Source organism: Rhodococcus sp. NPDC056516 (assembly GCF_042794655.1).
GTDB lineage: Bacteria > Actinomycetota > Actinomycetes > Mycobacteriales > Mycobacteriaceae > Rhodococcus_F.
This window is the reverse complement of record NZ_JBHTTG010000011.1, coordinates 114320-139443: the sequence shown is the minus strand read 5'-3', so window position 1 is coordinate 139443 and position 25124 is coordinate 114320. Positions and strand designations below refer to the sequence as shown.

20 protein-coding genes, 1 tRNA gene and 1 pseudogene are annotated in these 25124 nt (G+C 63.0%); 9 read left to right on the top strand and 13 right to left on the bottom strand.

Annotated elements, in window-relative coordinates:
* Nucleotides 1-37 precede the first annotated feature (37 nt).
* From thrC to argS, 4 genes are read right to left on the bottom strand one after another with little or no spacing between them, the layout of a single operon-like run.
* Nucleotides 38-1120, bottom strand: coding sequence for a threonine synthase (thrC, locus tag ACFQ6Y_RS29280; RefSeq protein ID WP_003941280.1), 1083 nt, complete (start codon nt 1118-1120; stop codon nt 38-40).
* Nucleotides 1117-2430 (bottom strand): homoserine dehydrogenase, encoded by a 1314-nt coding sequence (locus ACFQ6Y_RS29275; RefSeq protein WP_007726192.1) that lies wholly within the window; start codon nt 2428-2430, stop codon nt 1117-1119. Before ACFQ6Y_RS29275 ends, thrC begins: the two co-directional genes overlap by 4 nt.
* Nucleotides 2427-3848 (bottom strand): diaminopimelate decarboxylase, encoded by a 1422-nt coding sequence (lysA, locus tag ACFQ6Y_RS29270; protein WP_378449322.1) that lies wholly within the window; start codon nt 3846-3848, stop codon nt 2427-2429. The genes ACFQ6Y_RS29275 and lysA overlap by 4 nt, the downstream gene beginning before the upstream one ends.
* The gene (gene argS, locus ACFQ6Y_RS29265; protein ID WP_378539446.1) at nt 3845-5497 is read right to left on the bottom strand and encodes an arginine--tRNA ligase; all 1653 of its coding nucleotides are present in this window, start codon (nt 5495-5497) and stop codon (nt 3845-3847) included. The genes lysA and argS overlap by 4 nt, the downstream gene beginning before the upstream one ends.
* 216 nt (nt 5498-5713) lie before the next feature.
* Here argS and ACFQ6Y_RS29260 point away from each other — a divergent pair, with 216 nt between their 5' ends.
* Together ACFQ6Y_RS29260 and ACFQ6Y_RS29255 are read left to right on the top strand one after the other, a co-directional pair.
* The gene (locus tag ACFQ6Y_RS29260) at nt 5714-6541 is read left to right on the top strand and encodes a DUF3105 domain-containing protein (protein ID WP_378539445.1); all 828 of its coding nucleotides are present in this window, start codon (nt 5714-5716) and stop codon (nt 6539-6541) included.
* Nucleotides 6534-7253, top strand: a complete 720-nt coding sequence (locus ACFQ6Y_RS29255) for a DUF305 domain-containing protein (protein WP_378539444.1) — start codon at nt 6534-6536, stop codon at nt 7251-7253. Before ACFQ6Y_RS29260 ends, ACFQ6Y_RS29255 begins: the two co-directional genes overlap by 8 nt.
* Before the next feature lie 52 nt (nt 7254-7305).
* Here the strand turns inward: ACFQ6Y_RS29255 and ACFQ6Y_RS29250 are convergent, their stop codons facing one another.
* Entirely contained in the window at nt 7306-9675 is a 2370-nt protein-coding gene (locus tag ACFQ6Y_RS29250; protein WP_378640237.1) for a phosphoketolase, read from the bottom strand.
* A 243-nt stretch (nt 9676-9918) separates the two neighbouring features.
* On the opposite strand from ACFQ6Y_RS29250, the gene ACFQ6Y_RS29245 reads away from it, so the two are divergent.
* Nucleotides 9919-9994, top strand: a tRNA-Arg gene (locus ACFQ6Y_RS29245).
* A 122-nt stretch (nt 9995-10116) separates the two neighbouring features.
* Nucleotides 10117-10289: pseudogene (locus ACFQ6Y_RS29240) on the top strand (LysR family transcriptional regulator); the annotation flags it as partial.
* A 67-nt stretch (nt 10290-10356) separates the two neighbouring features.
* Here ACFQ6Y_RS29240 and ACFQ6Y_RS29235 read toward each other — a convergent pair.
* Nucleotides 10357-11886 (bottom strand): MFS transporter, encoded by a 1530-nt coding sequence (locus ACFQ6Y_RS29235; RefSeq protein ID WP_378449319.1) that lies wholly within the window; start codon nt 11884-11886, stop codon nt 10357-10359.
* Nucleotides 11887-11971: 85 nt separating this feature from the next.
* Here ACFQ6Y_RS29235 and ACFQ6Y_RS29230 point away from each other — a divergent pair, with 85 nt between their 5' ends.
* Together ACFQ6Y_RS29230 and ACFQ6Y_RS29225 are read left to right on the top strand one after the other, a co-directional pair.
* Nucleotides 11972-12349 (top strand): MarR family winged helix-turn-helix transcriptional regulator, encoded by a 378-nt coding sequence (locus ACFQ6Y_RS29230; protein ID WP_003941367.1) that lies wholly within the window; start codon nt 11972-11974, stop codon nt 12347-12349.
* A gap of 233 nt (nt 12350-12582) precedes the next feature.
* Nucleotides 12583-13734 carry a N(5)-(carboxyethyl)ornithine synthase gene (locus tag ACFQ6Y_RS29225; protein ID WP_378640219.1) on the top strand — a complete coding sequence of 384 codons (1152 nt, stop codon included), beginning with the start codon at nt 12583-12585 and terminating at the stop codon, nt 13732-13734.
* A 9-nt stretch (nt 13735-13743) separates the two neighbouring features.
* Here ACFQ6Y_RS29225 and ACFQ6Y_RS29220 read toward each other — a convergent pair whose 3' ends face one another.
* The 5 genes from ACFQ6Y_RS29220 to ACFQ6Y_RS29200 form a co-directional block, all read right to left on the bottom strand.
* Nucleotides 13744-14115: a limonene-1,2-epoxide hydrolase family protein gene (locus ACFQ6Y_RS29220; RefSeq protein ID WP_378640216.1), complete on the bottom strand. Its 372-nt coding sequence runs from the start codon at nt 14113-14115 to the stop codon at nt 13744-13746.
* Nucleotides 14112-15266: a 3'(2'),5'-bisphosphate nucleotidase CysQ gene (locus tag ACFQ6Y_RS29215; RefSeq protein WP_378640213.1), complete on the bottom strand. Its 1155-nt coding sequence runs from the start codon at nt 15264-15266 to the stop codon at nt 14112-14114. Before ACFQ6Y_RS29215 ends, ACFQ6Y_RS29220 begins: the two co-directional genes overlap by 4 nt.
* Nucleotides 15263-17107 (bottom strand): adenylyl-sulfate kinase, encoded by a 1845-nt coding sequence (gene cysC / locus ACFQ6Y_RS29210; RefSeq protein WP_378640211.1) that lies wholly within the window; start codon nt 17105-17107, stop codon nt 15263-15265. The genes ACFQ6Y_RS29215 and cysC overlap by 4 nt, the downstream gene beginning before the upstream one ends.
* Nucleotides 17107-18033 (bottom strand): sulfate adenylyltransferase subunit CysD, encoded by a 927-nt coding sequence (gene cysD, locus ACFQ6Y_RS29205; protein ID WP_378640208.1) that lies wholly within the window; start codon nt 18031-18033, stop codon nt 17107-17109. Before cysD ends, cysC begins: the two co-directional genes overlap by 1 nt.
* A 143-nt stretch (nt 18034-18176) precedes the next feature.
* Nucleotides 18177-19112 (bottom strand): helix-turn-helix domain-containing protein, encoded by a 936-nt coding sequence (locus tag ACFQ6Y_RS29200; RefSeq protein WP_047270168.1) that lies wholly within the window; start codon nt 19110-19112, stop codon nt 18177-18179.
* Between the two features lie 116 nt (nt 19113-19228).
* Here ACFQ6Y_RS29200 and ACFQ6Y_RS29195 point away from each other — a divergent pair, with 116 nt between their 5' ends.
* The 3 genes from ACFQ6Y_RS29195 to ACFQ6Y_RS29185 are packed head-to-tail and all read left to right on the top strand — an operon-like array spanning nt 19229 to nt 22327.
* Nucleotides 19229-20395, top strand: coding sequence for a hypothetical protein (locus tag ACFQ6Y_RS29195; RefSeq protein WP_378640206.1), 1167 nt, complete (start codon nt 19229-19231; stop codon nt 20393-20395).
* Between the two features lie 2 nt (nt 20396-20397).
* A complete protein-coding gene (locus tag ACFQ6Y_RS29190; RefSeq protein WP_007726165.1) occupies nt 20398-21180 on the top strand; it encodes an SDR family oxidoreductase in 783 nt (260 codons plus the stop codon).
* A gap of 7 nt (nt 21181-21187) precedes the next feature.
* Nucleotides 21188-22327 carry a sulfotransferase gene (locus ACFQ6Y_RS29185; protein ID WP_020908307.1) on the top strand — a complete coding sequence of 380 codons (1140 nt, stop codon included), beginning with the start codon at nt 21188-21190 and terminating at the stop codon, nt 22325-22327.
* 73 nt (nt 22328-22400) lie between these two features.
* Here the strand turns inward: ACFQ6Y_RS29185 and ACFQ6Y_RS29180 are convergent, their stop codons facing one another.
* A complete protein-coding gene (locus tag ACFQ6Y_RS29180) occupies nt 22401-23246 on the bottom strand; it encodes an alpha/beta fold hydrolase (RefSeq protein WP_064113028.1) in 846 nt (281 codons plus the stop codon).
* Nucleotides 23243-25033 (bottom strand): amidohydrolase family protein, encoded by a 1791-nt coding sequence (locus ACFQ6Y_RS29175; protein ID WP_378640202.1) that lies wholly within the window; start codon nt 25031-25033, stop codon nt 23243-23245. Before ACFQ6Y_RS29175 ends, ACFQ6Y_RS29180 begins: the two co-directional genes overlap by 4 nt.
* Between the last annotated feature and the right edge of the window lie 91 nt (nt 25034-25124).

The following is a 25124-nucleotide window of genomic DNA, read 5'->3' as shown; positions in this document are numbered from 1 at the left end:
ACCGGATTCCGCGGAGTGGTCGATGAATCCACGGACACTATGCAAGCTCGAGGGCAGCCGCAACGGCAACGGGATCGACACCGATCGGCTCGACGTTCGGCATACCCTTCAAAGCCGTGTCAGGATCCTTGAGACCGTTACCGGTCACCGTGCACACGACGGTCAGGCCCGGCTCGAGCCAGCCCTCTGCACGTGCGGCGAGCAGGCCGGCGACGCTGGCTGCCGACGCCGGTTCGACGAAGACGCCCTCGGTGGCGGCGATCAAACGGTAAGCCTCGAGGATCTTCTCGTCGGTGGCGGCACGGAATGCACCGTTCGACTCTTCCTTCGCGGCGACAGCGCCGTTCCAGGAAGCGGGGGAACCGATTCGGATTGCGGTAGCGATGGTTTCGGGATCCTTGACGGGTGCGCCGTTGACCAGCGGAGCCGCACCGGCAGCCTGAACGCCGAGCATGCGGGGCTTGACCGTGGTCAGACCGTCGGCGTAGTACTCCGAGTAACCGCGCCAGTACGCGGTGATGTTTCCGGCGTTTCCGACCGGGAGGGCGTGCACGTCGGGAGCCTTGCCGAGCACGTCCATGATCTCGAATGCCGCGGTCTTCTGACCTTCGATGCGCACCGGGTTGACCGAGTTGACCAGACCGATGGTGGGGAATTCCGCCGTGGTCTTGCGTGCCAACTCGAGGCAGTCGTCGAAGTTGCCCTGGACCTGAATGATCTTGGCGCCGTGCATGACTGCCTGCGCAAGCTTGCCCATGGCGATCTTGCCCTGCGGGATGAGCACGGCGCAGGTCATGCCGGCCTTGGCTGCATACGCAGCGGCCGAGGCGGAGGTGTTGCCGGTGGACGCACACAGAACTGCGCGCTGGCCACGGGCCAAGGCGTCGGTGACGGCCATAGTCATGCCACGGTCCTTGAAGGAACCGGTGGGGTTGAGACCCTCGACCTTGAGGTAGACGTCGCAACCGGTGATCTCGGAGAGGTGGCCGGCCGGCAGGAGCGGGGTGCCGCCTTCGCGCAGGGTGACGGTCTTCCAGTTGTCACCGATCGCGAGACGGTCCCGGTATGCCTCGATGAGACCCGGCCATGCCTTGTGGACGGGGTTGACGATGCCGGTCATTGTTCAGTGCCTTCCAGTCGCAGCACGCTGGTCACAGCGGTGACGAATTCGAGTTCGTTGAGGGCCGCCACGGTCTCGGACAGAGCCGCGTCGGTTGCTACATGAGTGACGACCACCAGACGCGCGCCGGCGCCGGCGCCCTCCTGGCGGACGACGGAGATGCTCACGCCATGCTTGGCGAACTCGGCGGCGACTGCGGACAGCACGCCTTCCTTGTCCGCGACCTCCATGTTCACGTAGTAGCGCGTGAGGATGTCGCCCATCGGGGCGACCTTGAGCTTGGCGTACTTGGACTCACGGGGGCCGCGGCCGCCGTGAACCTTGTTACGCGCCGCCATCACCAGGTCACCCATCACCGCGGAAGCGGTGGGGGCGCCGCCTGCGCCCTGGCCGTAGAACATGAGTCGGCCGGCGTTCTCCGCTTCCACGACAACGGCGTTGAACGCGCCGTTGACCGAAGCGAGCGGGTGGCTGAGCGGAACCAGCGCCGGGTACACGCGAGCGGAAATCCGCTCCTTGCCCTTGGGCGTGACGATGCGCTCGCAGATCGAGAGCAACTTGATCGTGCAGTCGAGTGCCTTCGCCGACGCCAGGTCGGCAGAGGTGATCGTGGAGATTCCTTCGCGGTACACGTCCGCGGCAGTGACGCGGGTGTGGAACGCGATCGACGCGAGGATCGCTGCCTTCGCAGCGGCGTCGTAGCCTTCGACGTCCGCAGTCGGATCGGCTTCCGCGTATCCGAGGCGTCCGGCTTCGGCCAGTGTCTCCTCGTAGTCGGCGCCGGTCTCGTCCATCGCCGAAAGGATGAAGTTGGTGGTGCCGTTCACGATTCCGGCGACCTTGTTGACACGGTCTCCGGCCAAGGACTGCGTGAGCGGGCGGATCACGGGGATCGCGCCGGCAACAGCGGCCTCGAAGTACAGGTCGACCGAGTTGGCCTCTGCAGCCTCCGCCAATTCACCGGTGTGGTCCGCGAGCAGCGCCTTGTTGGCGGTGACGACCGACTTACCGGAATTGAGCGAGGAGAGAATCAGCTTGCGAGGGAGCTCGATTCCGCCGATCACCTCGACGACGATGTCGACGTCGTCGCGACCGACGAGGGACTCGGCGTCCGTCGTCTGCAGTTCCTCGGGGATTCCGCGGTCCGAGCCGATACGACGAACGGCAACTCCCCGCAGTTCCAACGGGGCGCCGACGCGGGCTTCGAGTTCCTCGGCCTGCTCACGAATGATCCGGACGACCTCGCTCCCGACGTTGCCGAGGCCGAGAACGGCCACACCGATAGCGCGATGCGCCGATTCGCTCGTCACTGCGATACCTCCAAGCTGAGCAGATCTTCCACTGTTTCCCTCCGCAGAATCACGCGTGAGACTCCGTCACGCACCGCCACCACGGCTGGGCGGGTGAGCAGGTTGTACCTGCTCGACATCGAATAGCAGTATGCACCGGTCGCTGCTACCGCTAGTAAATCACCGGGCCCGACGTCCTCGGGCATCCAGGTGTCCCGAATGACCACGTCACCGGACTCGCAGTGCTTACCGACGATACGTGCAACGACGGGATCAGCCTCGGAAGTTCGCGAAACCAACTTGGCTTCGTACTCCGCACCGTAGAGGGACGTGCGGATGTTGTCGCTCATCCCGCCGTCGACGCTGATGTAGCGGCGTGTCAGCGAGCTACCCACCGTGACGTCCTTGATGGTGCCGACCTCGTAGAGCGTCACCGTGCCCGGTCCGGCGATGGCGCGGCCGGGTTCGACGGCAAGCGTCGGCTCCGGCAGCCCGGCCAGTGCGGACTCGTTGCGCACGATGTGACCGAGCTTTGCTGCCAGTTCGTCGACGGGCGGCGGGTCGTCGGACGGGATGTACGAGATCCCCATGCCACCGCCGAGGTCGATGATCGAAATCTGCTTGGTCTTCTCGACGCCGAACTCGGTGACAACCTCGCGGAGCAAACCGATCACGCGGTGCGCTGCCACCTCGAAACCGTCGACGTCGAAGATCTGCGAACCGATGTGGCTGTGCAGTCCGACCAGTCGCAGGTTTTCGGCGGCGAAGACGCGGCGGACCGCGTCGATTGCCGCTCCCCCGGCCAACGAGAAACCGAACTTCTGGTCTTCGTGTGCGGTGGAGATGAATTCGTGCGTATGCGCTTCGACGCCGACGGTCAGGCGGATCAACACGTCCTGAACCACACCGGCCTCTCCGGCGACACGATCGAGTCGATCGATCTCGATCGCCGAGTCGAGCACCACATGCCCCACACCGGCGGCGACACCGGCGGCCAGTTCGGCGACGGACTTGTTGTTGCCGTGCATGGCAATTCGCTCGGCCGGGAAATCAGCGTGCAATGCGATCGCCAGTTCACCGCCGGAGCAGACGTCGAGCGAGAGGCCTTCGTCGGCAACCCAGCGTGCGATCTCGCCGCAGAGAAACGCCTTGGATGCGTAGTGCACCTTGGCATCCGGGCCGAAGGCGCGCGCCATGTCACGGCAGCGCGAGCGGAAGTCGTCCTCGTCGATGACGAACAGCGGTGTGCCGTACTTCTCGGCAAGTTCACTGACCTTGACACCCGCGAGGGTTACTTCGCCGTCGTCACCGCGAGAAGCGTTGCGCGGCCACACCTGCGGTGAGAGTTCGCCGAAGGCTTCGGGGCTGGTTGGACGGTCGGGCAAGCCGGGGGCCTGCAACTGCTCGGCATGCTTGGGGCCGGCGGGGTGCGCGTTCACATTTGCTCCGGTGCGGTGACGCCGAGCAGTTCGAGGCCGTTGGCCAGGACCTGTCGGGTGGCGGCGCAAAGAGCCAGACGCGCGCGATGCACGTCGGTGGCGTCTTCGTCGCCTTGCGGAAGGATGCGGCACGCGCCGTAGAAGCGGTGGTACGCACCCGCGAGTTCTTCGAGGTAGCGGGCAATACGGTGTGGCTCACGCAAATTCGCTGCGCTCGACACGACGCGCGGGTACTCGCCGATCGTGCGGATGAGGTCACCCTCCTGCTCGACGGTGAGCAGGGCGAGGTGGCTCGCGTCGGCCGAGAGTCCGAGGTCTGCGGCGTTGCGGGCGATCGCGGAAAGGCGGGCGTGCGCGTACTGGACGTAATAGACCGGGTTCTCGCTGCTGGTCTTGGTCCACAGGTCCAGGTCGATGTCGATGCTGGAGTCGACCGACGAGCGGATCATGACGTAGCGCGAGGCGTCGACGCCGATTGCCTCGACCAGGTCGTCGAGGGTGATGACGGTGCCTGCACGCTTGCTCATCTTGACGGCGGTGCCGTCCTTGACGAGGTTGACCATCTGGCCGATCAGCACCTCGACGGTGTCCGGATCGTCACCGAAAGCGGCGGCGGCAGCCTTGAGACGGCCGATGTATCCGTGATGGTCGGCACCGAGCATGTAGATGCAAAGGTCGAACCCGCGGGCGCGCTTGTTCTGGAAGTAGGCGATGTCACCGGCGATGTAAGCGGCGTTGCCGTCGCTCTTGATGACGACGCGATCCTTGTCGTCGCCGTAATCGGTGCTCTTGAGCCACCAAGCACCGTCTTCGTGGAAGAGGTTGCCCGAACCCTTGAGGGATTCGACGGCCTTCTCGACAGCACCGGATTCGAAGAGCGAGTTCTCGTGGAAGTACACGTCGAAGTCGACGCCGAAGTCGTGCAGGGTCTGCTTGATGTGCGTGAACATCAATTCGACGCCGATGGCCCGGAAGGTTTCCTGCTGCTCGTCGGCCGGCAGCTCCATGACGTCGGGGCGCTGCTTCAGCACCGAGGCGGCGATGTCGGCGATGTATGCACCGGCATAACCGTCTTCGGGAGCAGGTTCGCCCTTCGCTGCAGCGATCAGCGAACGCGAGAAGCGGTCGATCTGAGCACCGTGATCGTTGAAGTAGTACTCACGTGTGACCAACCCGCCCTGCGCGGACAGAATGCGTCCGAGCGCGTCTCCGACTGCGGCCCAACGGGTTCCACCAAGGTGAATGGGACCGGTGGGGTTGGCCGAGACGAATTCGAGGTTGATCTTCTTGCCGGCGAGGGAATCGCCCGAGCCGTACGACGCGCCGGCTTCGAGAACCGACACGACGATCGCGCCCTGGGCATCCTTGTCGAGCCGAATATTGAGGAAGCCGGGTCCGGCGATCTCGGCGGATTCGATTCCGTCGGCAGCGGTGAGGGCTTCGGCGATCCAGCCCGCCAGCTCGCGGGGATTCGTGCCGACCTTCTTGGCTACCTGCATGGCAATGTTGGTGGCGTAATCGCCGTGCTCGGGGTTGCGTGGTCGCTCGACGGTAAGGGTTTCGGGCAGCACGGATACGTCGAGGCCACGATCGGCAAGGACGCTCGCTGCGGTTCCGCGGAGCAGTTCGGCAAGGTCAGCTGGAGTCACAGGTATTCATCCTATTGCCTGGACACCGGAAGTGGAGACTCGCCTCACGCCTCGCACTCGGCGAAGCTAGTCGAGGCCGCTGTGGCGTGTCGCACGCCACTCTCAAAGTTTGCCCTCAGACTCGGAAAGTACAGTGGTAATGCCCGAGCTACCACCGCGTACCTACATGCGCGGGCGCGCCACACCTCAAGCCCACACACCGAAAGAGCCCAATCGATGCCAAGCGGTTCCGATAGTCGCGGTCCCAACAAGAACTCCGGGGCCAAATCAGCCAAGGCCATCAAGGCCGCCAACAAGAGCAGTCGGCCGGCCAAGAAGGGCAAGGGTGGCGTCCCCGCTCCCCGCCAGATCCCCTGGCTGTCGATCGGCGCCGGTGTGGCTGTGCTCGCACTCATCGCCGTGCTCGGTATCAATCTGTGGCCCAAGGTCGAGGAGCGGCAGGCCCTCGAGCCGTACAAGTACAGCTCGGAGAACAAGGATCCGTCAGACAAGATCGACGGTGTCCTCAAGATCGAGTATCCGGCGGGCCAGCACGTCGATTCCACTCAGCGCGTCGCGTACGACCAGACCCCGCCGTTCGGTGGCCCGCACGACGCCACCTGGGCGAACTGCACCGGAACCGTGTACGCCGACCCGATCCGCACCGAGAATGCCGTCCACTCGCTCGAGCACGGCGCCATCTGGATCACGTACAACCCTGATCTCGTCGATCAGGACCAGATCGACAGCCTTGCCGGACGCGTCAACGGCAAGTCCTACATGCTGATGTCGCCCTACCCCGGCCAGAGCAGCCCCATCTCTCTGCAGTCCTGGGGCCATCGCCTCGAGGTCGACAAGGCCGACGACGATCGCATCGATCAGTTCATCACCGCGCTGAACCAGAACCCGAACGTCTACCCCGAGGTCGGCGCGAGCTGCACCAACCCGCTGTTCACTCCGTCGACGTCGCCGTTCGATCCGACGCCTCCGGGCCCCGGCGCCATTCAGATGGACGGCACGGGCGCTACCCCGGCCACCGACGAGCAGGTTCCTGCCGGTGGATAGTTCACAGACCACCGATCAGTCTTCGAAGCCGAGTCAGCGCACCGCGCTGCTGATCATCGGTCTGATCGGCGCGATCGCCGTCGGTTTTGCATTGGGCGCATTCACCAATCTCCTCGGGCCCGACGCGAAGTCGTCCCTGACCGTTCCGGCATCGGACTCGGTGGACGTCGGCTTCGCGCAGGACATGAGCGTGCATCACAGCCAGGCAGTGGACATGGCGTCGATCGCTCTGACGAAGTCCACCGACAACGACGTGCGCACGCTCGCGTTCGACATCCTGACCACGCAGCAGAACCAGCTCGGTCAGATGCAGGCGTGGCTGACCATGTGGGATCAGCCGCTGTCCAAGGTGGGCCCGTATATGGAATGGATGTCGTCCGATTCGGGCTCCGGCCACGGATCGCACGGGACTTCGGCCACGATGGACATGGCTCATTCGGGCCCGGTCGACACCATGCCAGGCATGGCGTCCCCCGAGGACCTTGCGGCGCTCCGCGCAGCGGAAGGTCTGCAACTCGACACCTTGTTCCTGCAGCTGATGCTTCGTCACCACGAAGGTGGGCTTCCGATGATGGAGTACGCAGCAGCTGACGCCACCGAGGGGCCGGTGCGCAGCCTGGCGCAGACCATGGTCAACACACAGCAGAGCGAGTCGAAGCTGATGACCGACATGTTGGCAGCTCGCGGCGCAGTGCCGCTGCCCATGAACTGAGCAGAACTGAACTGAGAAACTTCAGACCCGAACTGGGCCTGGTCCTGAAATTTCAGGACCAGGTCCAGTTTTCTACCTCCGGCATGTCTTCGAGGTGCTCGACGATGTAGCGCGAGTGCTTCTCGAGCTGGGTGCGGCAGAACTCCGCCAACTCGGACGCGCCGGCGGGCCGACGCTTGGAGCGTCGTAGCGCCTCGATCACCAGGTGGTAGCGGCTCATCTTGTTGAGGACAACCATGTCGAACGGTGTTGTGGTTGTTCCCTGTTCGCTGAATCCGCGAACGTGGAAACGCTCGGGGCTCGGACGCCCGTGAATCAGTTCGTGCACCGCGCGCGAATAGCCGTGAAACGCGAAAACGACGTCGGTCTGCGCGGTGAACAGATCGAGAAAGACTCGCTCCCCGAATCCGTGGGGATGCTCCGTCGGCGTCAGCAGCGCCATCAGGTCGACGACGTTGACGACTCGGGTGATCAGTTCCGGCGTGTGATCGCGCAGCAACTGTGCAGCAGCCAAGATCTCCTGCGTCGGTACGTCTCCCGCCGCGGCCAGGACCACGTCCGGTTCCTGTTCGCGAGCTTCGGTTCCGGCCCATTCCCAGACCGAAGCCCCCGCCGCGCAGTGCTCGTGCGCTTGCTCGAGCGTGAGGTACTGCAGGTGTGGTTGCTTGTCCACGACGATCAGGTTGACGTGGTCGGTACTGCGCAGACAGTGATCGGAGATCGAGAGCAAGGTGTTGGAATCCGGCGGCAGCCACACGCGGATCACGCTGGGAGCCAAGGGAATAACGGCGTCGATCATGCCAGGACCCTGATGAGAGAATCCATTGTGGTCGTTGCGCCAGCACGTACTGGTCAGCAACACGTTGAGCGAAGCGACGGACGCCCGCCAGGGCAGGTCGACTGCGTGTTGGAGCCACTTGGCGTGTTGGATGAGCATCGAGACACTCACCATCGCAAACGCTTCGTAGCTCGCGAACATCCCGTGTCGGCCCGACAGCAGATAACCCTCGAGCCAACCCTCGCAGAGGTGCTCGCTGAGGACCTCCATGACGCGACCGTCCGCGGACAGTCCGTCGTCGTAGTCGGTGATCGGCAGCTGCCAGCAGCGATCGGTTGTCTCGAACACGGCGCCGAGGCGATTGCTCGACGTCTCGTCCGGGCAGAAGAGTCGGAAGATCCCGCCGCCGTCTTCGGTTTCCGTGGCGGCGTAGATGTCGCGCAGAAGCTCGCCGAGCACTCTCGTCGTCTCGTGGAAAGTCGAACCCGGGGATTGGATGGGTAGCGCGTATTTTTCGAGCGGCGGCATCGGGAGATCGACGCGAAGTCGTCCACCGTTCGCGTACGGAGTGCTCCCCATACGCTTGTCCCCCGCCGGCGAGAGCGCCGCCAGTTCCGCGACCAGTGATCCGTTGGCGTCGAACAACTCGTCCGGACGGTACGAGCGCATCCACTCTTCGAGTTGCCGCAGATGCGACTCATTGGTTCGCACGCCGGACAACGGCACCTGGTGCGCACGATGTGTGCCCTCGACCAAAATTCCGTCGACGGTGTGCGGTCCGGTCCATCCTTTCGGCGTCCGCAACACGATTGCCGGCCACGAACCCGTCGACTCCTCTCCGCGGCGTGCGGCACCCTGCATCTCGCGGATCTTCTCGTGCGCCTGCGAGATCGCTTGATACAGCTGAGGGAACACCACGTCGGGATTGTCACCGGAGACGACGATCGGCGCCCACCCCTGTCCACCGAGATAGGCCTGGATGTCTTCGTCGCTGCTGCGTCCGTACACCGTCGGCCCGGCTATTTTGGCGCCGTTCACGTGCAGGATCGGCAGCACCGCGCCGTCGCGTCGTGGATTCAGGAACGCCGGGAGCTTCCACGAACCGGACAACGGCCCGGTCTCCGCTTCGCCGTCGCCGATAACGCAGGCCACCACGAGGTTCGGATGATCGAAGGCAGCACCGGCCGCATGGGCAAGGGCGTAGCCGAGCTCGCCGCCTTCGTGAATGCTTCCGGGTGTCTGCACACTCACGTGGCTGGGCACCCCGCCGGGAGCGGAGAATCGCCGGCACATCCGGTGGATACCCTCGGCGTCGTCCGAGACTTCCGGATAGATCTCCGAGTACGTTCCCTCGAGATACGTCGACGCGACCAGCGCCGGACCGCCGTGCCCGGGACCGGTCACGTAAAGCCAGTCCGCGTCGGTGGCGACGATGTGCCGATTGAGGAGCGTGTAGATCATCGACAAACCGGGACTGGTGCCCCAGTGCCCGAGCAGCCGAGGCTTGATGTGCTCGGCGCGTAACGGTTCCCGCAGAAGCGTGTTGTCTTTCAGATAGATCTGCGCAACGGTCAGGTAGTTGGCCGCTGCCCACCACTTCAGGTCGAGCGCGAGCTGGTCTTCGGAATAGTGGTGATCGGTCATCAACGACTCCCGTACCTCACGAGGGTGCCCGAGCAGTCCGCCCGAGCCTGTGCTCACAGGCGAGCCTAGGCGTAAAAAGCATCCGAGTCAGTCGGTACAGATGATTCGACGACCATGGTCCCCGGCCGCATACTCGACAGCCTGGAGCGAGGACGCCATGCCGAGACGGGGACCGGTTTGGTCCTGTGGCCCCGTGATGCGCTACGCTAACGCAGCCCAATCGGCACACCGAAAGTTCGGTGCGCCCCCGTAGCTCAGGGGATAGAGCGTTCGCCTCCGGAGCGAAAGGTCGCAGGTTCGAATCCTGCCGGGGGCACCACGAAGACACAGGTCAGCGATCCATCTTTCGCCTCTTCACGGTGCCACGTCAAAAGTTTCAGGGTCATCTGCCCGACTGCTGTCGATCTCACACCTCGCATCGATCCTGCTCCCACGTACACGATGCGTCAGCTGCCGCGTTTGTCGCAGTAGCCGAGACCGGGACGACGCGGTAGCCGCGGCTCGAACGCGCGCTCAAAGTTCAACTGTGCGTTCGCCGTCGCTCATTCGGCATTCAACTGACTCTCACCGGCGGATCCGTCCTGGTGCGTGAGCGGGCACTACTTCAGCAAGCCGAAGGCAGCTCGGCCGCGCAGGAGTCTATCCTACGCGGCCGAGCGCATTCGCGGATGAAGCAAGTATTCAGTTGACCTCGGCCAACTCCTTTTCTTCCTCAGCGCGCCTTTCACGCACGGATCTTCCACGCAGCGAGCTCCCACGTACGAGCGGCGAGACGGTGATCGCCAAGCCCACCAGCGCGACCCCGGTGACAAGGATCAGTCCGGGATGGAACTGCTCGAACCCGGCGGTACCGGCGCCGGACGCGGTGTGGGATCCGGCGGTCACGAGGGCAGTAGTCAGGGCGAGCACGAGCGCCGCACCGACCTGAGCAGACGTGTTCACCAGACCCGACGCCAAGCCCTGCTCGGAGTCGTCGACGCCCGAGGTGGCCTGAGCCATGATCGAGGTGTAGCCCAACGCGAATCCGAGTCCGAGCAGGATGACGCTCGGCAGAATCGCCACGACGTACGACGGTGAATCGCTGCCCGCGAAGAGGAACCAGAGGTACCCGACGCTGAGCGACGTCAATGCCGCGATGATGAGCTTGGCACTGCCGTACAGGTCGACCAGCCGTCCGACGAACGGCGATCCGAATGCGACAATGATGCCCGCGGGCAGCAGTGCCATCGCCATCTTCAGGGGCGACCAGCCGAGGGCCGACTGCAGGAAGATCGTCATCATGAACTGGAAGCTCAGGTAGGAACCGAAGAGCGCGATGATGGCCAGATTCGCACGAACGATAGTGCCGACGCGCAGAAGCCCAAGTCGCACAAGCGGATGCGCCACCTTCTTCTCCACGAAGAAGAACGTCGCCAGAAGCACGGCGGCGACGGCGAACGAACCCAACGTCATCGGGTGTGCCCATCCACGGGTCGGAGCCGAAACCATCGTGTACACCGTGAGAAGCATTCCCGTCACCAGGGTGACGGCGCCGACGAGGTCGTGTCCCCCGGTATCTGCGGGACGGTCCCGCGGAATGAGGAAGTACCCACCGATCAGCGCGATGACGGCAAACGGAACCGGCATCAGGAACGTGAATCGCCAACCGGCACTGGTCAGCAGCCCACCGAGGATCAGACCGGACGAGTAACCACTGGCGCCGAATACGGAGAACACCGACAGCGCACGGTTACGGGCCGGACCTTCCTTGAACGTCGTGGTGAGAATGGACATTGCGGTCGGAGCGGTGAAGGCGGCAGCCAAGCCCTTCACGAATCGTGATGCGATCAGCAGTGTTCCGTTGTCGACCAGTCCACCGACCAGCGAGGCGATTGCGAACACGGTCAGCGCGATCAGGAAGACCTTCCTGCGCCCGAGAAGATCGGCGGTACGTCCACCGAGTAGCAACAGGCCGCCGAATCCGAGGACGTAGCCGTTGATGATCCACTGCAGCGAGGTAGTGGACAGGCCCAGTTCATTGCCGATGGACGGAAGAGCGACGCCCACCATCGACACATCGAGACCGTCGAGGAACAACACGAGGCAGAGCACCGCGAGGATGCCCCACAGCTTGAGGGACCAGCCCTCCCCTGTGGCCGGATCCGCGGATTCCGTAGAACCCGGGGATTCCGGCGAATCGAATGGTTTGAGTGTCGAGTCTGTGCAAGTCACGTCAGCGAGAATAGATGCACATGCACATAATGCACAAGCATTTAATGCAATTGCACGTAATCGAGTCTTCAACTAGAATGCGGACGTGACGTCGGAATCCGAATTGCGCAACACCTGGCGCTCGCTGTCGACCAGCTACAACGACATCGCGTGCGAACTCGATCGCCAGATGCAGTCGGCGCATGGGCTGAGCATGAGCGACTTCGAGGCTCTCGACCGGCTCATGGACGCCACGTGCGAACGTCCACGCATGCAGGAGCTTGCCTCGGAGATGTACCTGAGTCCCAGCGCGCTCTCCCGTAGCGTGGCCCGGCTCGAGAAGGCCGGACTGGTTCAGCGAGCACTGTGCGAGGCCGACCGGCGCGGAGTCTTCGTCGATGTCACCGACAAAGGACGCCAGGTACACGCGGACGCCAGCAAAATCCAACTGGCCGTACTGGATTCACGCCTGCGCGAGCAGTAGCCGCACGTCAGAGGAGCACCACACAGCGCCCGGCCACCGGGCGAGGGCCGTTCCGGACTAGACTGAGGGCATACCGACGCGCCTTTCTGTTGCCGTCGGCGATCGACAGCAGCGCAGCCAGCACGCTTTCACGCGGTCCTGGCCGAGGCAATCTGCCAGCGTTTCTGCGGCTTCTGCTAGTCCCTCAGGCTCCTGCCTGACATCTCTACCTGCTCCTATCGAGAGATACACAATTGAACAACGCACGCACCCTTGGAGTCATCGGACAGTCGAGCAAACCGGCAGAACGCCGGTTGCCGATCCATCCTGCGCATTTCGATCGCATCGATGCCGAACTACGTTCTCGGATCTACCTCGAAGAGGGCTATGGCCACCCCTTCGGCTACTCCGACGACTACCTCTCGCGCCTGGTTGCCGGAATCCGCACGCGCAAGCAGATTTTGGCGGAAACCGATGTGGTTCTGCTACCGAAGCCGTTGGTGCGTGACCTCGCCGAACTACGATCCGGTCAGGTTCTCTGGGGCTGGCCGCACTGCGTCCAGGACACCGAACTGACACAGATCGCGATCGACAAGAAACTGACTCTCATCGCCTTCGAGGCCATGAACTTCTGGCACAGCGACGGATCGTTCAATCTGCATGTGTTCCACAAGAACAACGAGCTCGCCGGCTATTGCTCGGTACTGCACGCCCTGCAGTTGATCGGTTCCACCGGAGACTACGGCCGCCGTCTCACTGCTGCCGTGATCGGCTTCGGAGCCACTGCACGCGGCGCGGTCACAGCACTCAAGGCGCACGGTATCCACGAAGTGAACGTCCTCACCCAACGTGGAGTCACCGCGGTCAGCTCCCCTATCCACTCGGCGCGCATGGTCTCGTTCGACAACAACAACGGTGACGTCCGTGGCAGCCACGTGATGCTCGACAACCACAGCGTGCCGGTACCCGGCTTCTTGGCCGAGCACGACATCGTCGTCAACTGCGTACTGCAGAACACCGACGCCCCATTGACTTTCCTGACCGAGGAAGACCTCATGGACTTCCAACCCGGCAGCCTCATCGTCGACGTGTCGTGCGACGAAGGCATGGGCTTCAGTTGGGCTCGCCCCACCTCGTTTGCCGAGCCGACCTTCATCGTCGGTGACAACATCACCTATTACGGCGTCGACCACAGTCCGTCGTACCTGTGGAACTCGGCATCGTGGGAAATCAGCGAGTCTCTTCTCCCTTACCTGCCCACCGTGATGGCGGGAGAGACGGCGTGGAAGGCAGACGAGACCGTCGATCGGGCCATCGAAATCCGTGACGGCATCATCGTGAATCCGGCCATCACACGGTTCCAGCACCGCTCGCCGGACTACCCGCACGCCGTCATCGCGGAGTAGCCGCCCCGATCAGGCCTGGCCGGCTGCCGCGTTGATCGGCGCCATGTCGAAATAGTCGCGCCAGGCGCTGATCTTTCCGTCCGCGACTTCGAATACCCCCATCACCGGGAGCGCTACCTCGGCGCCGTTGATGGTGAAGACGTCGACGCGTTCGTTCATCACGACGCTGCCGTCCGCGACCTGACGCTTGATCTGAAAGTCGATGTTTCCGAAGGCACCGACAAATTGCTCGATGAACGCGCTGACGGCCTCGCGACCGACAACGGGCTCCATCGGAATGTTGTGATAAACGACGTCATCGGTGAAGTACTCGACGATCTTCGCGACATCGGCGTTTGCCCACAATGCGCAGAATTCGGTGACCAGCTTGTCCGGTGTCATTGTGTGCCAGCCTCTTTCGAATTGTCTTCGTAGGGTTCGATGATTGCCATGATGCTTTCGATCTCGCCTGCCGGTATCCCGAAGTACTCGGTGACGAAAACCGTGACGGCCGGCGCCTGGCCAGGTGTTCCGAGATCCAGCAGATACCGCGCTACGACGCTCTCGCCCCACTCGCGCAGCGCGAGTTCACGTATCGCCACGATTCCGCGATACTGCTGCCCCTGCTCGAGCTCGTTGCTGATGAAAGCGCCGGTGTCACCGGTTCGCTGACCGTTCTCGACTCGCCAGGCGTCGGCGGCAAAACGGACCTTCGTTGCGTCATGAGTGAGCAAGGCATTGACGTATTCACGAGCCATGGCGACGCGCCCGCTGACCGCAGACTCCGTGGAGTGCTTGGCAATTGCGCCGAGGATCGACTCAGCCAATTCTGGTCGGCAGATCACGAGGTCTGGCAGGTAGGGGTGTGATTCGTTGTAGAGCAACGGCGAACCGTCGATGCGGCTGCAATGCAGTCCTGCTGCCTGCGCGACGCCGACCGGTGCCGCCGAGTCCCATTCCCACTGCCCACCGGCGTGCAGATACGCATCGACCTCACCGCGCACCACCGCCATCGCCTTGGCGCCGGCCGACCCCATGTGCACAACGTCGGCGCCGAGTTCGGCAGCCACGGCTTCGGTGAATGCGGGCGGCCGCGAGCCACTGACGACTACCCGGAGCGGAGAGTTGGCAGTTATCGAGACTGCCTCGTCGCCACTGGAATAGACGGCGCCGAGCGCGGGCTGCGACACCGCGGCTGCGGTAATCCCGCTATCGCGTTCCCAAAGCGCCACGTGCACTGCCCAATCCGAATGATCCGGGAGTCCGTATTCCTTGGAGCCGTCGAGCGGATCGATGATCCAGACTCGGGACGCCTCCAGGCGACTGCGATCGTCGGCAGATTCTTCCGAGAGCACGGCATCGCCCGGCCGCTCGGCCGCCAACCGGTCGAGGATGTAGGAATCGGCGGCCTTGTCGCCCCGCCGACCCAGCTCACGACCGTCGTCGACGCCCAGACCCTCGGCTCGGATCCCCAGGAGGATCGCACCAGCGGCCTGCGCCAATTCCGCCGCGAGTGCCTCGTCGGCGATTCTGCTGTGTGTGGATTCGCTCACCGGTCCAACACTTCCATAATTCGCAGCGCAAGTTCGGTAGGCGTTCCGTCTTCGGGTCTGATCACCAACTCGGGGCTTGTCGGAGCTTCGTAGGGATCGTCGACGCCGGTGAATCCCGTGATTTCCCCGGCCCTGGCCTTGGCGTACATACCCTTGGGGTCTCGGGCTTCACATTGCTCGATCGGGGTGTCGACATAGACCTCGACGAACTTCAGTCCAGCGGCCTCATGCGCCGCCCGCACTCGATCACGATCTTCGCGGTACGGGCTGATCAGGCAGGCCACTGCCACGGCCCCGGAATCAGCGAACAATTGCGCCACCGAGCCGACTCGGCGGACGTTCTCGGCGCGGTCATCGGCACTGAATCCCAGATCCGCGTTCAATCCGTGCCGGAGGTTGTCGCCGTCAAGGCGGTACGCCGGGATACCCGCGGCCACCAAACGCCGCTCGAGTTCCACCGCGATCGTGGACTTACCCGAGGCCGAGAGACCGGTGAGCCACACAGTCCCGCCGGTAGTCGCACGTTCCTCGCGAGAGACCTCCGAACTGTGCCAGACGACGCGCGATTCCTTGAGTGTCGGTCCGTTGATCATTCCGGCGGCGACGGTATTGCCCGTGGTTTCGTCCACGAGAATGAAGCTGCCTGTCACGCGGTTGCGGCGGTAGGGATCGAACATCAACGGCTGCTGCGTTTTGATCGAGATGCGACCGATCTCGTTGAGGGACAGAGATTCTGCCTTCTCGTCGCGGTGCAGAGAATTGACGTCCAGGCGATAGTCGAGCTTGACGATCTGCGCCTTCGTGGAGCGCGTGGTGTGCAGCAACGAGTAGCGATTGTTCTCCGACAGCGTGGTCTGTTCGGTCAGCCAACAGACCATCGCATCGATTTCCTGCCCGACCTGCGGCCGGTTGTTGAGCCGACACAATTGGTCCCCACGGCTCACGTCGAGATCGTCGGTCAGTTCGATGCACACGGCCGCGGGCGCAAACGCCTCGTCGATCACGTCGCCGCCCGGCCCGTGCACTGCCTTCACCGTCGACGTGAATCCAGAAGGCAACGCCACGATTTCGTCGCCCGGCTTGAAGACGCCACTGGCCACCGTTCCCGCGTAACCACGGAAATCGTGGAGGTCGGCGTCAGTCTGCTTCTGCGGACGGATCACGTACTGCACTGGAAACCGAGCATCGATCAAGTTGCGATCCGACGCGATGTGCACCTGCTCCAGATGGTGCAACAGCGACGGCCCGTCGTACCACGACATGTTCTCGGTCCGCGCAACGATGTTGTCTCCCAACAGCGCCGAGACTGGAATGAACGTCAGATCGTGGACGTCCAACTTGATCGCGAACTGCCGGAATTCTTCCTTGATCTCCTCGAATCGTTCCTGAGACCAGCCCACCAAGTCCATCTTGTTCACACACAACACGAGGTGGGGAATACCCAGGAGAGTCGACAGGAAGGCATGGCGCCGCGTCTGTTCGAGCACTCCTTTACGGGCATCCACCAGGATCAGGGCGAGATCTGCCGTCGAAGCGCCGGTCACCATGTTGCGGGTGTACTGCTCGTGCCCGGGAGTGTCCGCGATGATGAACTTGCGGTGAGGCGTCGCGAAATACCGGTGGGCCACGTCGATCGTGATGCCCTGTTCACGCTCGGCGCGCAATCCGTCGGTCAGTAGCGCGAGGTTGGCGTACTCGTCTCCGCGTTCTCGACTGCTCCGCTCCACGGCCTCGAGTTGATCCTCGAAGATCGACTTGGAGTCGTAGAGCAACCGGCCGATGAGTGTGGATTTACCGTCGTCGACACTGCCCGCCGTAGCGACTCTCAGCAGTTGCGGCATCAGAAGTACCCCTCTTTCTTACGATCTTCCATGCCGGCTTCGGAAATACGGTCATCAGCTCTGGTTGCGCCACGCTCGGTAATGCGGCTCGCAGCAACCTCTTCCACGACGGCGGCCGGATTTTCGGCCGACGATTCGACGCATCCGGTGCACGTTGCGTCGCCGACCGTGCGGAAGCGCACCAACGCCTCGTAAGACTCCTCACCCGCGCGGAGCTCGAGGAAGCGGGTGCGTGCCAACAGCATTCCGTCCCGCGGAACCACCTCACGCCGATGGGCGTAGTAGATGCCGGGAAGGTCGATCTGCTCGCTCTCGATGTACTGCCAGATGTCGAGCTCTGTCCAATTGGAGAGCGGGAAGATCCGAATATGTTCGCCCTTACGGTGTTTGCCGTTGTACAGGTTCCACAGTTCAGGCCGCTGCACCTTGGGATCCCACTGCCCGAACTCGTCCCGGAAGCTGAACACCCGTTCCTTGGCTCGCGCTTTCTCTTCGTCGCGGCGAGCACCACCGAACACTGCGTCGAACTTGTTGTCGCGAATTCCGCGCAGCAACGCGTGCGTCTGCAGGCGATTGCGACTGGAACCGACTCCGGTGTCCTCGATGACGCGACCGGCGTCGATGTCGTCCTGCACGCTGGAGACGACAAGACGCAGGTTGAAGCGATCGACCGTCTGGTCGCGGAATTCGATCACCTCGTCGAAATTGTGACCGGTGTCGACGTGCATCACAGCGAACGGCAGTGGGGCAGGCCAGAATGCCTTGGCCGCTACGTGCAGCATCACGACGGAATCCTTACCTCCGGAGAACAGGAGGACCGGCTTTTCGAAAGTCGCTGCGACTTCGCGGAAAATATGGACCGCCTCCGCTTCGAGTGCTCGCAGATGCGACAACTCGTAGGCGGGCGGGGTCTGGAGTGTTGCCATGTCTTTCGCTCCTGAGCATCACGTACTCCGTGCGGAACACCATTTCCGCATCGGTACATTTATGTACCGGACTGGTTCTAAATTGAACGCAATCACAGAATAGAACTCGTTCTACCCAAAGGTCAATGACCGGCAATAAGACGTCACAGACCGCGAACCGGACTCCTGCCACCAACTTCCGCCGTCACCGCATCCGCCGCCGCAACCAGCACCGCGGCGCGGCGCTCGATCTCGGCGCCCGTGATCGCCCCACCCACATAAAGTGTCAGCACAAGGGCCTGATGCCCCTCGGCGTCGTAGGTCGGGGCCGCGATGAGACTGACGGGATGCTCGTCGTCAGAGCTGATGTCGCGTCCGAGATACACCCTCTCGCCCAGGCTTGAGACCATCTCACCGAGCAGTTCACGCACCTCCGGCGGAAGATCGTGCGTCGCAACGCCCGCCATCAGCGTGTGCAGTCGCTGCCCGACGGGATCCAGACTCTCGACCAGATACCCCGCAGCCCGACACTCGCGGACCACGTTCCACAGACGCTCGCGATCCAAGCGCACCGGCAGGCTCGGCTCTTTGCTCAGCCAACTGTCCATGTCGTGATCCGAACCCCAGAGGACGTACATCAGCCCGACCGGCGGAGCGAACGGGTACACCTGACCGACCTTGGCAGCGCGACGCGCGCCGATCGGTCCGGTCACTTCGAGAACGCTGATCTGATCACCGATCACACCGGACGCCGTGCACGTCGTCCCGAACTCCGTGCTCACTTTCTCCAGATGGGTGCGGGCAATGGGTCCGACGGCAAATCCTCGCTGAGCTGCACGTCCGGCCGCGATCAAGGCCGGACCGAGCCCATAGGTCTTCGACACCTCGTCCCGAGTCAGGTATCCACGATCAGCCAGCGCCGTGAGGATTCCCAAGCAGGTGGGTTTGCTGATCTCAAGCGCGCGGGCCAGTTCCGACAGCCCGAACCGCTGATCAGGGCGGCCGACGAGGTAGTCGAGCACCTGAACCACCCGTTCGGTGGGAGGCGATTGTCTCCCCCTCGGGCGTCCCTCTTCAGGCGTCTTCTCCGGTCCACCCATTGACCACTCCCTAGAACGCGTTCTATTGTCGAAATACCCAACATCTACCAAATAGGTACATATTTGTACCACGACGCTCTGGACCGGCGACATAGTCGGAACTGTGAGGAGCCAGCGTGCTGACGGACCCGTTTGCCGAGGCGATCGCCGAAGCCGAGAAATTGATCGAGACTGCGCCGCACATCAGATCCGAACAGGATCTACTGGAGGGATACCAATATCTGGCCGGCGGAATCATCGCGACGACGCATGCCGCCTGGGCCGGCGAAAAGACCCATCCGAGTTTCATCCAGGGCACCGGACCATTCACCAAGATGGGCCTCGACAACCCCGACACTCTGTACTTCGGCGCCCGAATCAACGACGACAAGGAATACAAGGTCACCGGAAAGCGCGGCACCACAGCCGATCTCAGCTTCCAAGTGTTGAGTGGGAACTACACCAACTCGAACGTTCCCGGAAGCGAAATTGCCTTCGACGACCGCGAGCTGGAGCTAGACGACGACGGCAACTTCGTCGCTTGGTTCGGCCCCGGCCCCGCCGACGGACGAGCCAACTACTACACCCTGGCGCCCGGATCCTCGCAGCTGGTCGTTCGCGAGGTCTACAGCGACTGGAGTCAGCAGCGCGGCGTGATCCGCATCGAGCGCACCGATTCGATCGGGATCGCGCCGCCACCTCTCACCGCCGAAGAGACCGAGAAGCGTTACGCCCGGGCTGGGAAGGCACTGGTCACGCGGGTCAAGACGTGGCTCCAGTTCCCGGAGTGGTTCTACCTCAAGCTCGCGGTCAACACCATGACCGAACCACGCCTGACACCGGGCGGGCTGGCAACGCAGTACTCGTCGGTGGGACATTACGAACTCACCGACGAGCAGGCGATGATCATCACCGTTCCCGCCTCCGACGCACCGTATCTCGGCTTCCAACTGGGGAGCCTCTGGTACATCTCACTGGACTACGTCAATCATCAGACCTCCCTCAACAACGGCCAGGCACAGGTCGATCCGGACGGGATGGTTCGAATGGTGGTCAGCGAGAAGAACCCCGGTGTCACCAACTGGATCGAAACCGTCGGACATCCGCGCGGCATTCTGCAGTTCCGTTGGCAGCGCGTGTCCCGCGAGCTGACGCCGCAGGACGGTCCCACCGTCGAAATCGTCGCCGTCGCAGATATTGCGAAGCACCTGCCGCATTTCGACACCAACGCCATCACCGCCGAGGACTGGGCAGCGCGCATTGCCCAGCGCCAGGCCGCCATCGACAACCGAATGCTGGGGTAATCATGACCGCCTTGCTCGAAGACCGTGTAGTAGTCATCTCCGGAGTCGGCCCGGCACTCGGCCGCGCTCTGGCCCTTCGATGTGCGTCGGCCGGCGCGAGTCTTGTTCTCGCAGCACGTACGCAATCGCGACTCGACGACGTCGCGAAGGAAATCGTCGATGCCGGTGGGCGCGCCGTCACCGTTGCCACCGACATCACCGACCAGGCTTCCGCCGAGAATCTGGTGGCCGAGTCCATTGCCGCCTACGGCAAAGTGGACACTCTGATCAACAATGCATTCTCGATTCCGTCGATGAAACCGTTGGCTCGCACCGATTACCAGCACATCCGCGACAGCATCGAACTGACCGTACTGGGTGCGTTGCGCCTGACTCAGCTGTTCACGCCGGCACTTGCCGAGTCGGACGGCTCCGTGGTGAACATCAATTCGATGGTGTTGCGGCATTCGCAAGAGCGTTACGGCAGCTACAAGATGGCGAAGTCGGCCCTGCTCGCCATGTCGCAGTCCCTGGCCACCGAACTCGGCCCGCAGGGAATTCGTGTCAATTCGATTGCACCCGGCTATATCTGGGGAGACACCCTCAAGGGATACTTCGCGCACCAGGCGGAGAAGTTCGGCATGACCGTCGAGCAGATCTACGAGCACACTGCGTCGAACACCGACCTCAAGCGCCTGCCGACGACGGATGAAGTATCCGACGCGGCGATCTTCCTGGCGTCTCCGATGGCCAGCGCGATCACCGGCCAATGCATCGACGTCAACTGCGGCGAATTCCATCACTAGGAGCACCATGACTGAACGCACTCACGTCGGCACCGTCGAGGATCTCCACGCCTCGGCGACGCGGATGACCGGACTGACGGACTTCGGCGTCGACGATTACACCGAAGCTCTGTCGGTCCTGCTCGAGTCCTACGACCGCGACGAGGATCTGACGCCGTTCGGCAGCAAGATCTCTCGGGTATTCCTTCGCGGCGCCCTGGTGGCACGTCTGCTCAGTGAATCCGCATGGAAGGAGCATCCGGAGCACGCCGACGTCAAGATCGAGCGGCCGATCTTCGTCACCGGATTGCCGCGCACCGGCACCACTGCCCTGCACCGCCTCCTCACGGTCGACCCGGCTCACCAGGGCCTCGAGATGTGGCTGACCGAGTTCCCTCAGCCTCGCCCGCCTCGCGATACGTGGGAATCGAACCCGGTCTTCGCCAAGATCGAGGAGACATTCGGTCAACACCACGTCGAGCATCCCGAATTCATGGGCGTGCACTACATGTCGGCCAGCGAAGTCGAAGAATGTTGGCAACTCTTGCGTCAGACGTTCAAGTCCGTGTCGTACGAGTGCCTGGCGAATCTACCCACGTACTCCGCATGGCTGAAGGACCAGGAGTGGTCGAACGCCTATGCACGACACAAGAAGAACCTGCAGCTGATCGGTCTGCCCGATCAGGATCGACGGTGGGTCCTCAAGAACCCGAGCCACCTGTTCGCGCTCGACGAATTGATGGAGGCGTACCCCGACGCTCTCGTCATTCAGACTCACCGCTCCCCTACGACGATCATTCCGTCGGTGTGCAGCCTGGCCGCCCAGGCGACAGAGGGTTGGTCGAACACGTTCACCGACAAGGTGATCGGCGAAAGTCAGCTCGAATTGTGGGCCAGGGGGCTCGAGCAGTTCGACAGTGCACGCGCACACCACAATCCCGCACAGTTCATCGACGTCGACTATCAGGACTTCGTCACCGATCCGCTGGGAACCGTCGAGAACATCTACACGCACTTCGACATCCCGTTGACATCTACTGCGCAGCAGTCGATGGAGGCCATGCACGAGGAAAGCCGTTCGGGTGCTCGCAAACCGTCGCACAAGTACACGCTCGAGGAATTCGGCCTGACGAAGGAGCAGGTGGAAGAGCGATTCGGAACTCGCTGACCACCGCTGGCCGACGACCTTGCTGACAACTGAAGCCCCGCCGATCGGCGGGGCTTCAGTGATCAAAACGCGGTCAGCTGCTGAGATGCTCACCCAGCAGTCGGTCCAACTCGACCGGCGCCTCGTCCGGAATCCAGTGGCTCACGCCGCTGAGAACTTCGAACCGGTACGGACCGTCGACAAACGCGGGGGTGAGCGCAGAACCCTTGGGCCCGATGGCGGCGTCGCCGTCACTCCAGACGTGCAGGGTCGGCACGGTGACCCTGGCAGTTGCGGGGTTCGGCTTGGTCATCCACATCGCGCGATACCAGTTCAGACCACCGCGCAGGCGGCCGGGAGCCAGCATGGCATTCAGATCGCGCCGTGCGTTCTCCGGCGTCTGTCCGCTCGAGATCAGGAACTTCTCACCCGCCGACGTGGAGGACAGAACTTTCTCGGGAACGAACGGCAATTGGAACGCCCCCATGTACCACGATTTCAGTCCCTGCGTGCTGGTCACCATCGCCTTGACGAACGCCAGTGGATGCGGAACCGACACCGCGGTAACGGTGTTGAGCAAATCGGGCCGCTCGGCAGCGACCTGCCATGCGACTGCGGCACCCCAGTCGTGGCCGACCAGGTGCACTTTGCCCACTGCGAGCGCGTCGATCAGTGCGACAGTGTCAGCGGCGAGTTCGGACCCGCGGTACGCCCAGCGCGCTTTCGGCCTGGCGCCGGGTGAGTACCCTCGCTGATCCGGCGCCACCGTGCGGAAGCCGCGGGTGTGCAGCAGCGGTGCGAGCTGATCCCACGAGCTCGAATCCTGCGGAAATCCGTGCAGGAGAACCACGACCGGACCGTCGGCGGGTCCTTCGTCGCGCACGTCGAAGGTCAGCCCGGACCGGGAGTACGAGGTGAGGCGATCCGCCGGTGTAGTCATAGCGCCACGCTAGTCTTCGCGACACCCGTAACCGGAGCCTTTTCGCCGGCACGCAGGAATTGACCTGTCTTTTCGCTTCCGAATCCCGGGGCGAATTCGCCGTCGCTGTAGACGAGTCGGCCGTTGATCACGGTCGCGACGGCTGCATCGTCGCTGCGGTTGACCATCCGGCTGATTCCGCCGTACTCGGGGACGATTGCCTCGAACAACCCGTCGACCGACTCGTCGAGCCCGGCCGGGTCGATGACAACGAAGTCCGCGCGGTCACCCTGGCGTAGATGCCCGGCATCGATTCCGTACCAGTCCGCCAACTCACCGGTCAGGCGGTGGATTGCGCGCTCGATGGTCAGGAACGGCTTGCGATCACTCTGGGCGTCATTGACGCGCTTGAGGAGTCGCACCGGGTAGTTGTAGAACGCCATGTTGCGCAGATGCGCACCGGCATCGCCGAAGCCCATCTGTACGCCGGAACTCGCGGCGAGTTTCTTGGCGAACTTGGGACGATGATTTGCAATGGTGGTGCGCCAGCGAAGATCTCGCCCGTACTTGACCACCAAGTCGAGGTACGCGTCCACCGGGTGCACTCCCCGGATGTCTCCGACCTGACCGAAGTTCTTGCCGATCAACGTCTCGTCCGGGCAACCGACGATGACGGCGTCGTAGAAATTGCGGTGCCAGATGCGGGGTGAGAACTTGTTGTCGTAGTCCTTGCGGAATGCGCGGCGGTACGACTCGCCCTGGAGCAGCTTGTTGCGCTCCACCTGGTCCTTGAGATGCAACGCGGCGGCGCCGGCACCGAACTCCTCGAACACGACGAGGTCGATTCCGTCTGCGTAGACCGTGAAGGGAACCGGAAGGTGCTGCCACTTGAAATCGGTCTTGGCGAAACGGTTCAGCAGTGGGGCCGCAGCGAGCATGAAGTACACGATCACCGGGTAGGCCTTCGAATCCGCACCGGAGAGCAGCGAAGTCTTGAGCGGCTTCTTGCGTCCGATCGCAGAACTCTCGGCGAAGAACGCCGCAACGTTCGGATGCAGGTTGATGGTCGGAGCGCTCTGCAAGATCTTTCCGCGATCACGAAGGATACGGTTGAGAAATCGGAACTCCTTCCACCGCGCGTACGTCGACGGCAAAGAGCGAGAACGGTATTCGTCGCCGTCGATCTTGTCGAGCGCATTGGTCATCGACGACAGACCCAGCATCCCCGCATCGATGGCGTCCTCGAGCATCGAGCCCATCCGGCCGAGTTCCGAGCGGCTCGGCTTGACCTTCCTGTCTGTGCCTCGCCCCAAACCGAGTACGTGCGTGCGAATGTCGGAGTGACCGATGAATGCTGCGACGTTGGGTCCGAGCGGGAGCGCGTCGAGTGCGGCGGTGTAAGCGGCGGGGCCGCTCCAAGTCTTGTTCGCTTCGAGGATGCTCAGCACCGCATCGTGGGGAACTGCTTCGACTCGGCTGAACAGGTCCGCGATCTCGCGCGGGGTCGAATACACCGTAGACAGTGAGCAATTACCGAGCACGACCGTCGTGACGCCGTGGCGAACCGATTCCGGAAGCCCTGGGCTGACCAAGGCTTCGGCGTCGTAGTGCGTGTGGACGTCGACAAAGCCCGGGAGAACCCACTTGCCGGCCGCATCGATCACCTCGGTGTCCGGTCCGATTTCGAGGCGCGTCGTGGACACCTCCGCGACCGCGCCGTCTCGAATTCCGAGATTTCGACGTAGACCAGGAGCCCCCGTCCCGTCGAACCACAACCCGTCGTTGACCACGATGTCGAAAGCAGACACTGTCGGACTCCTCGCCTCACGTATGTGTTACCTCACGTTATAGACAGCGTTGAGTAAAAGTCAATGAACCTTCCGGGCGAATACATAAGAT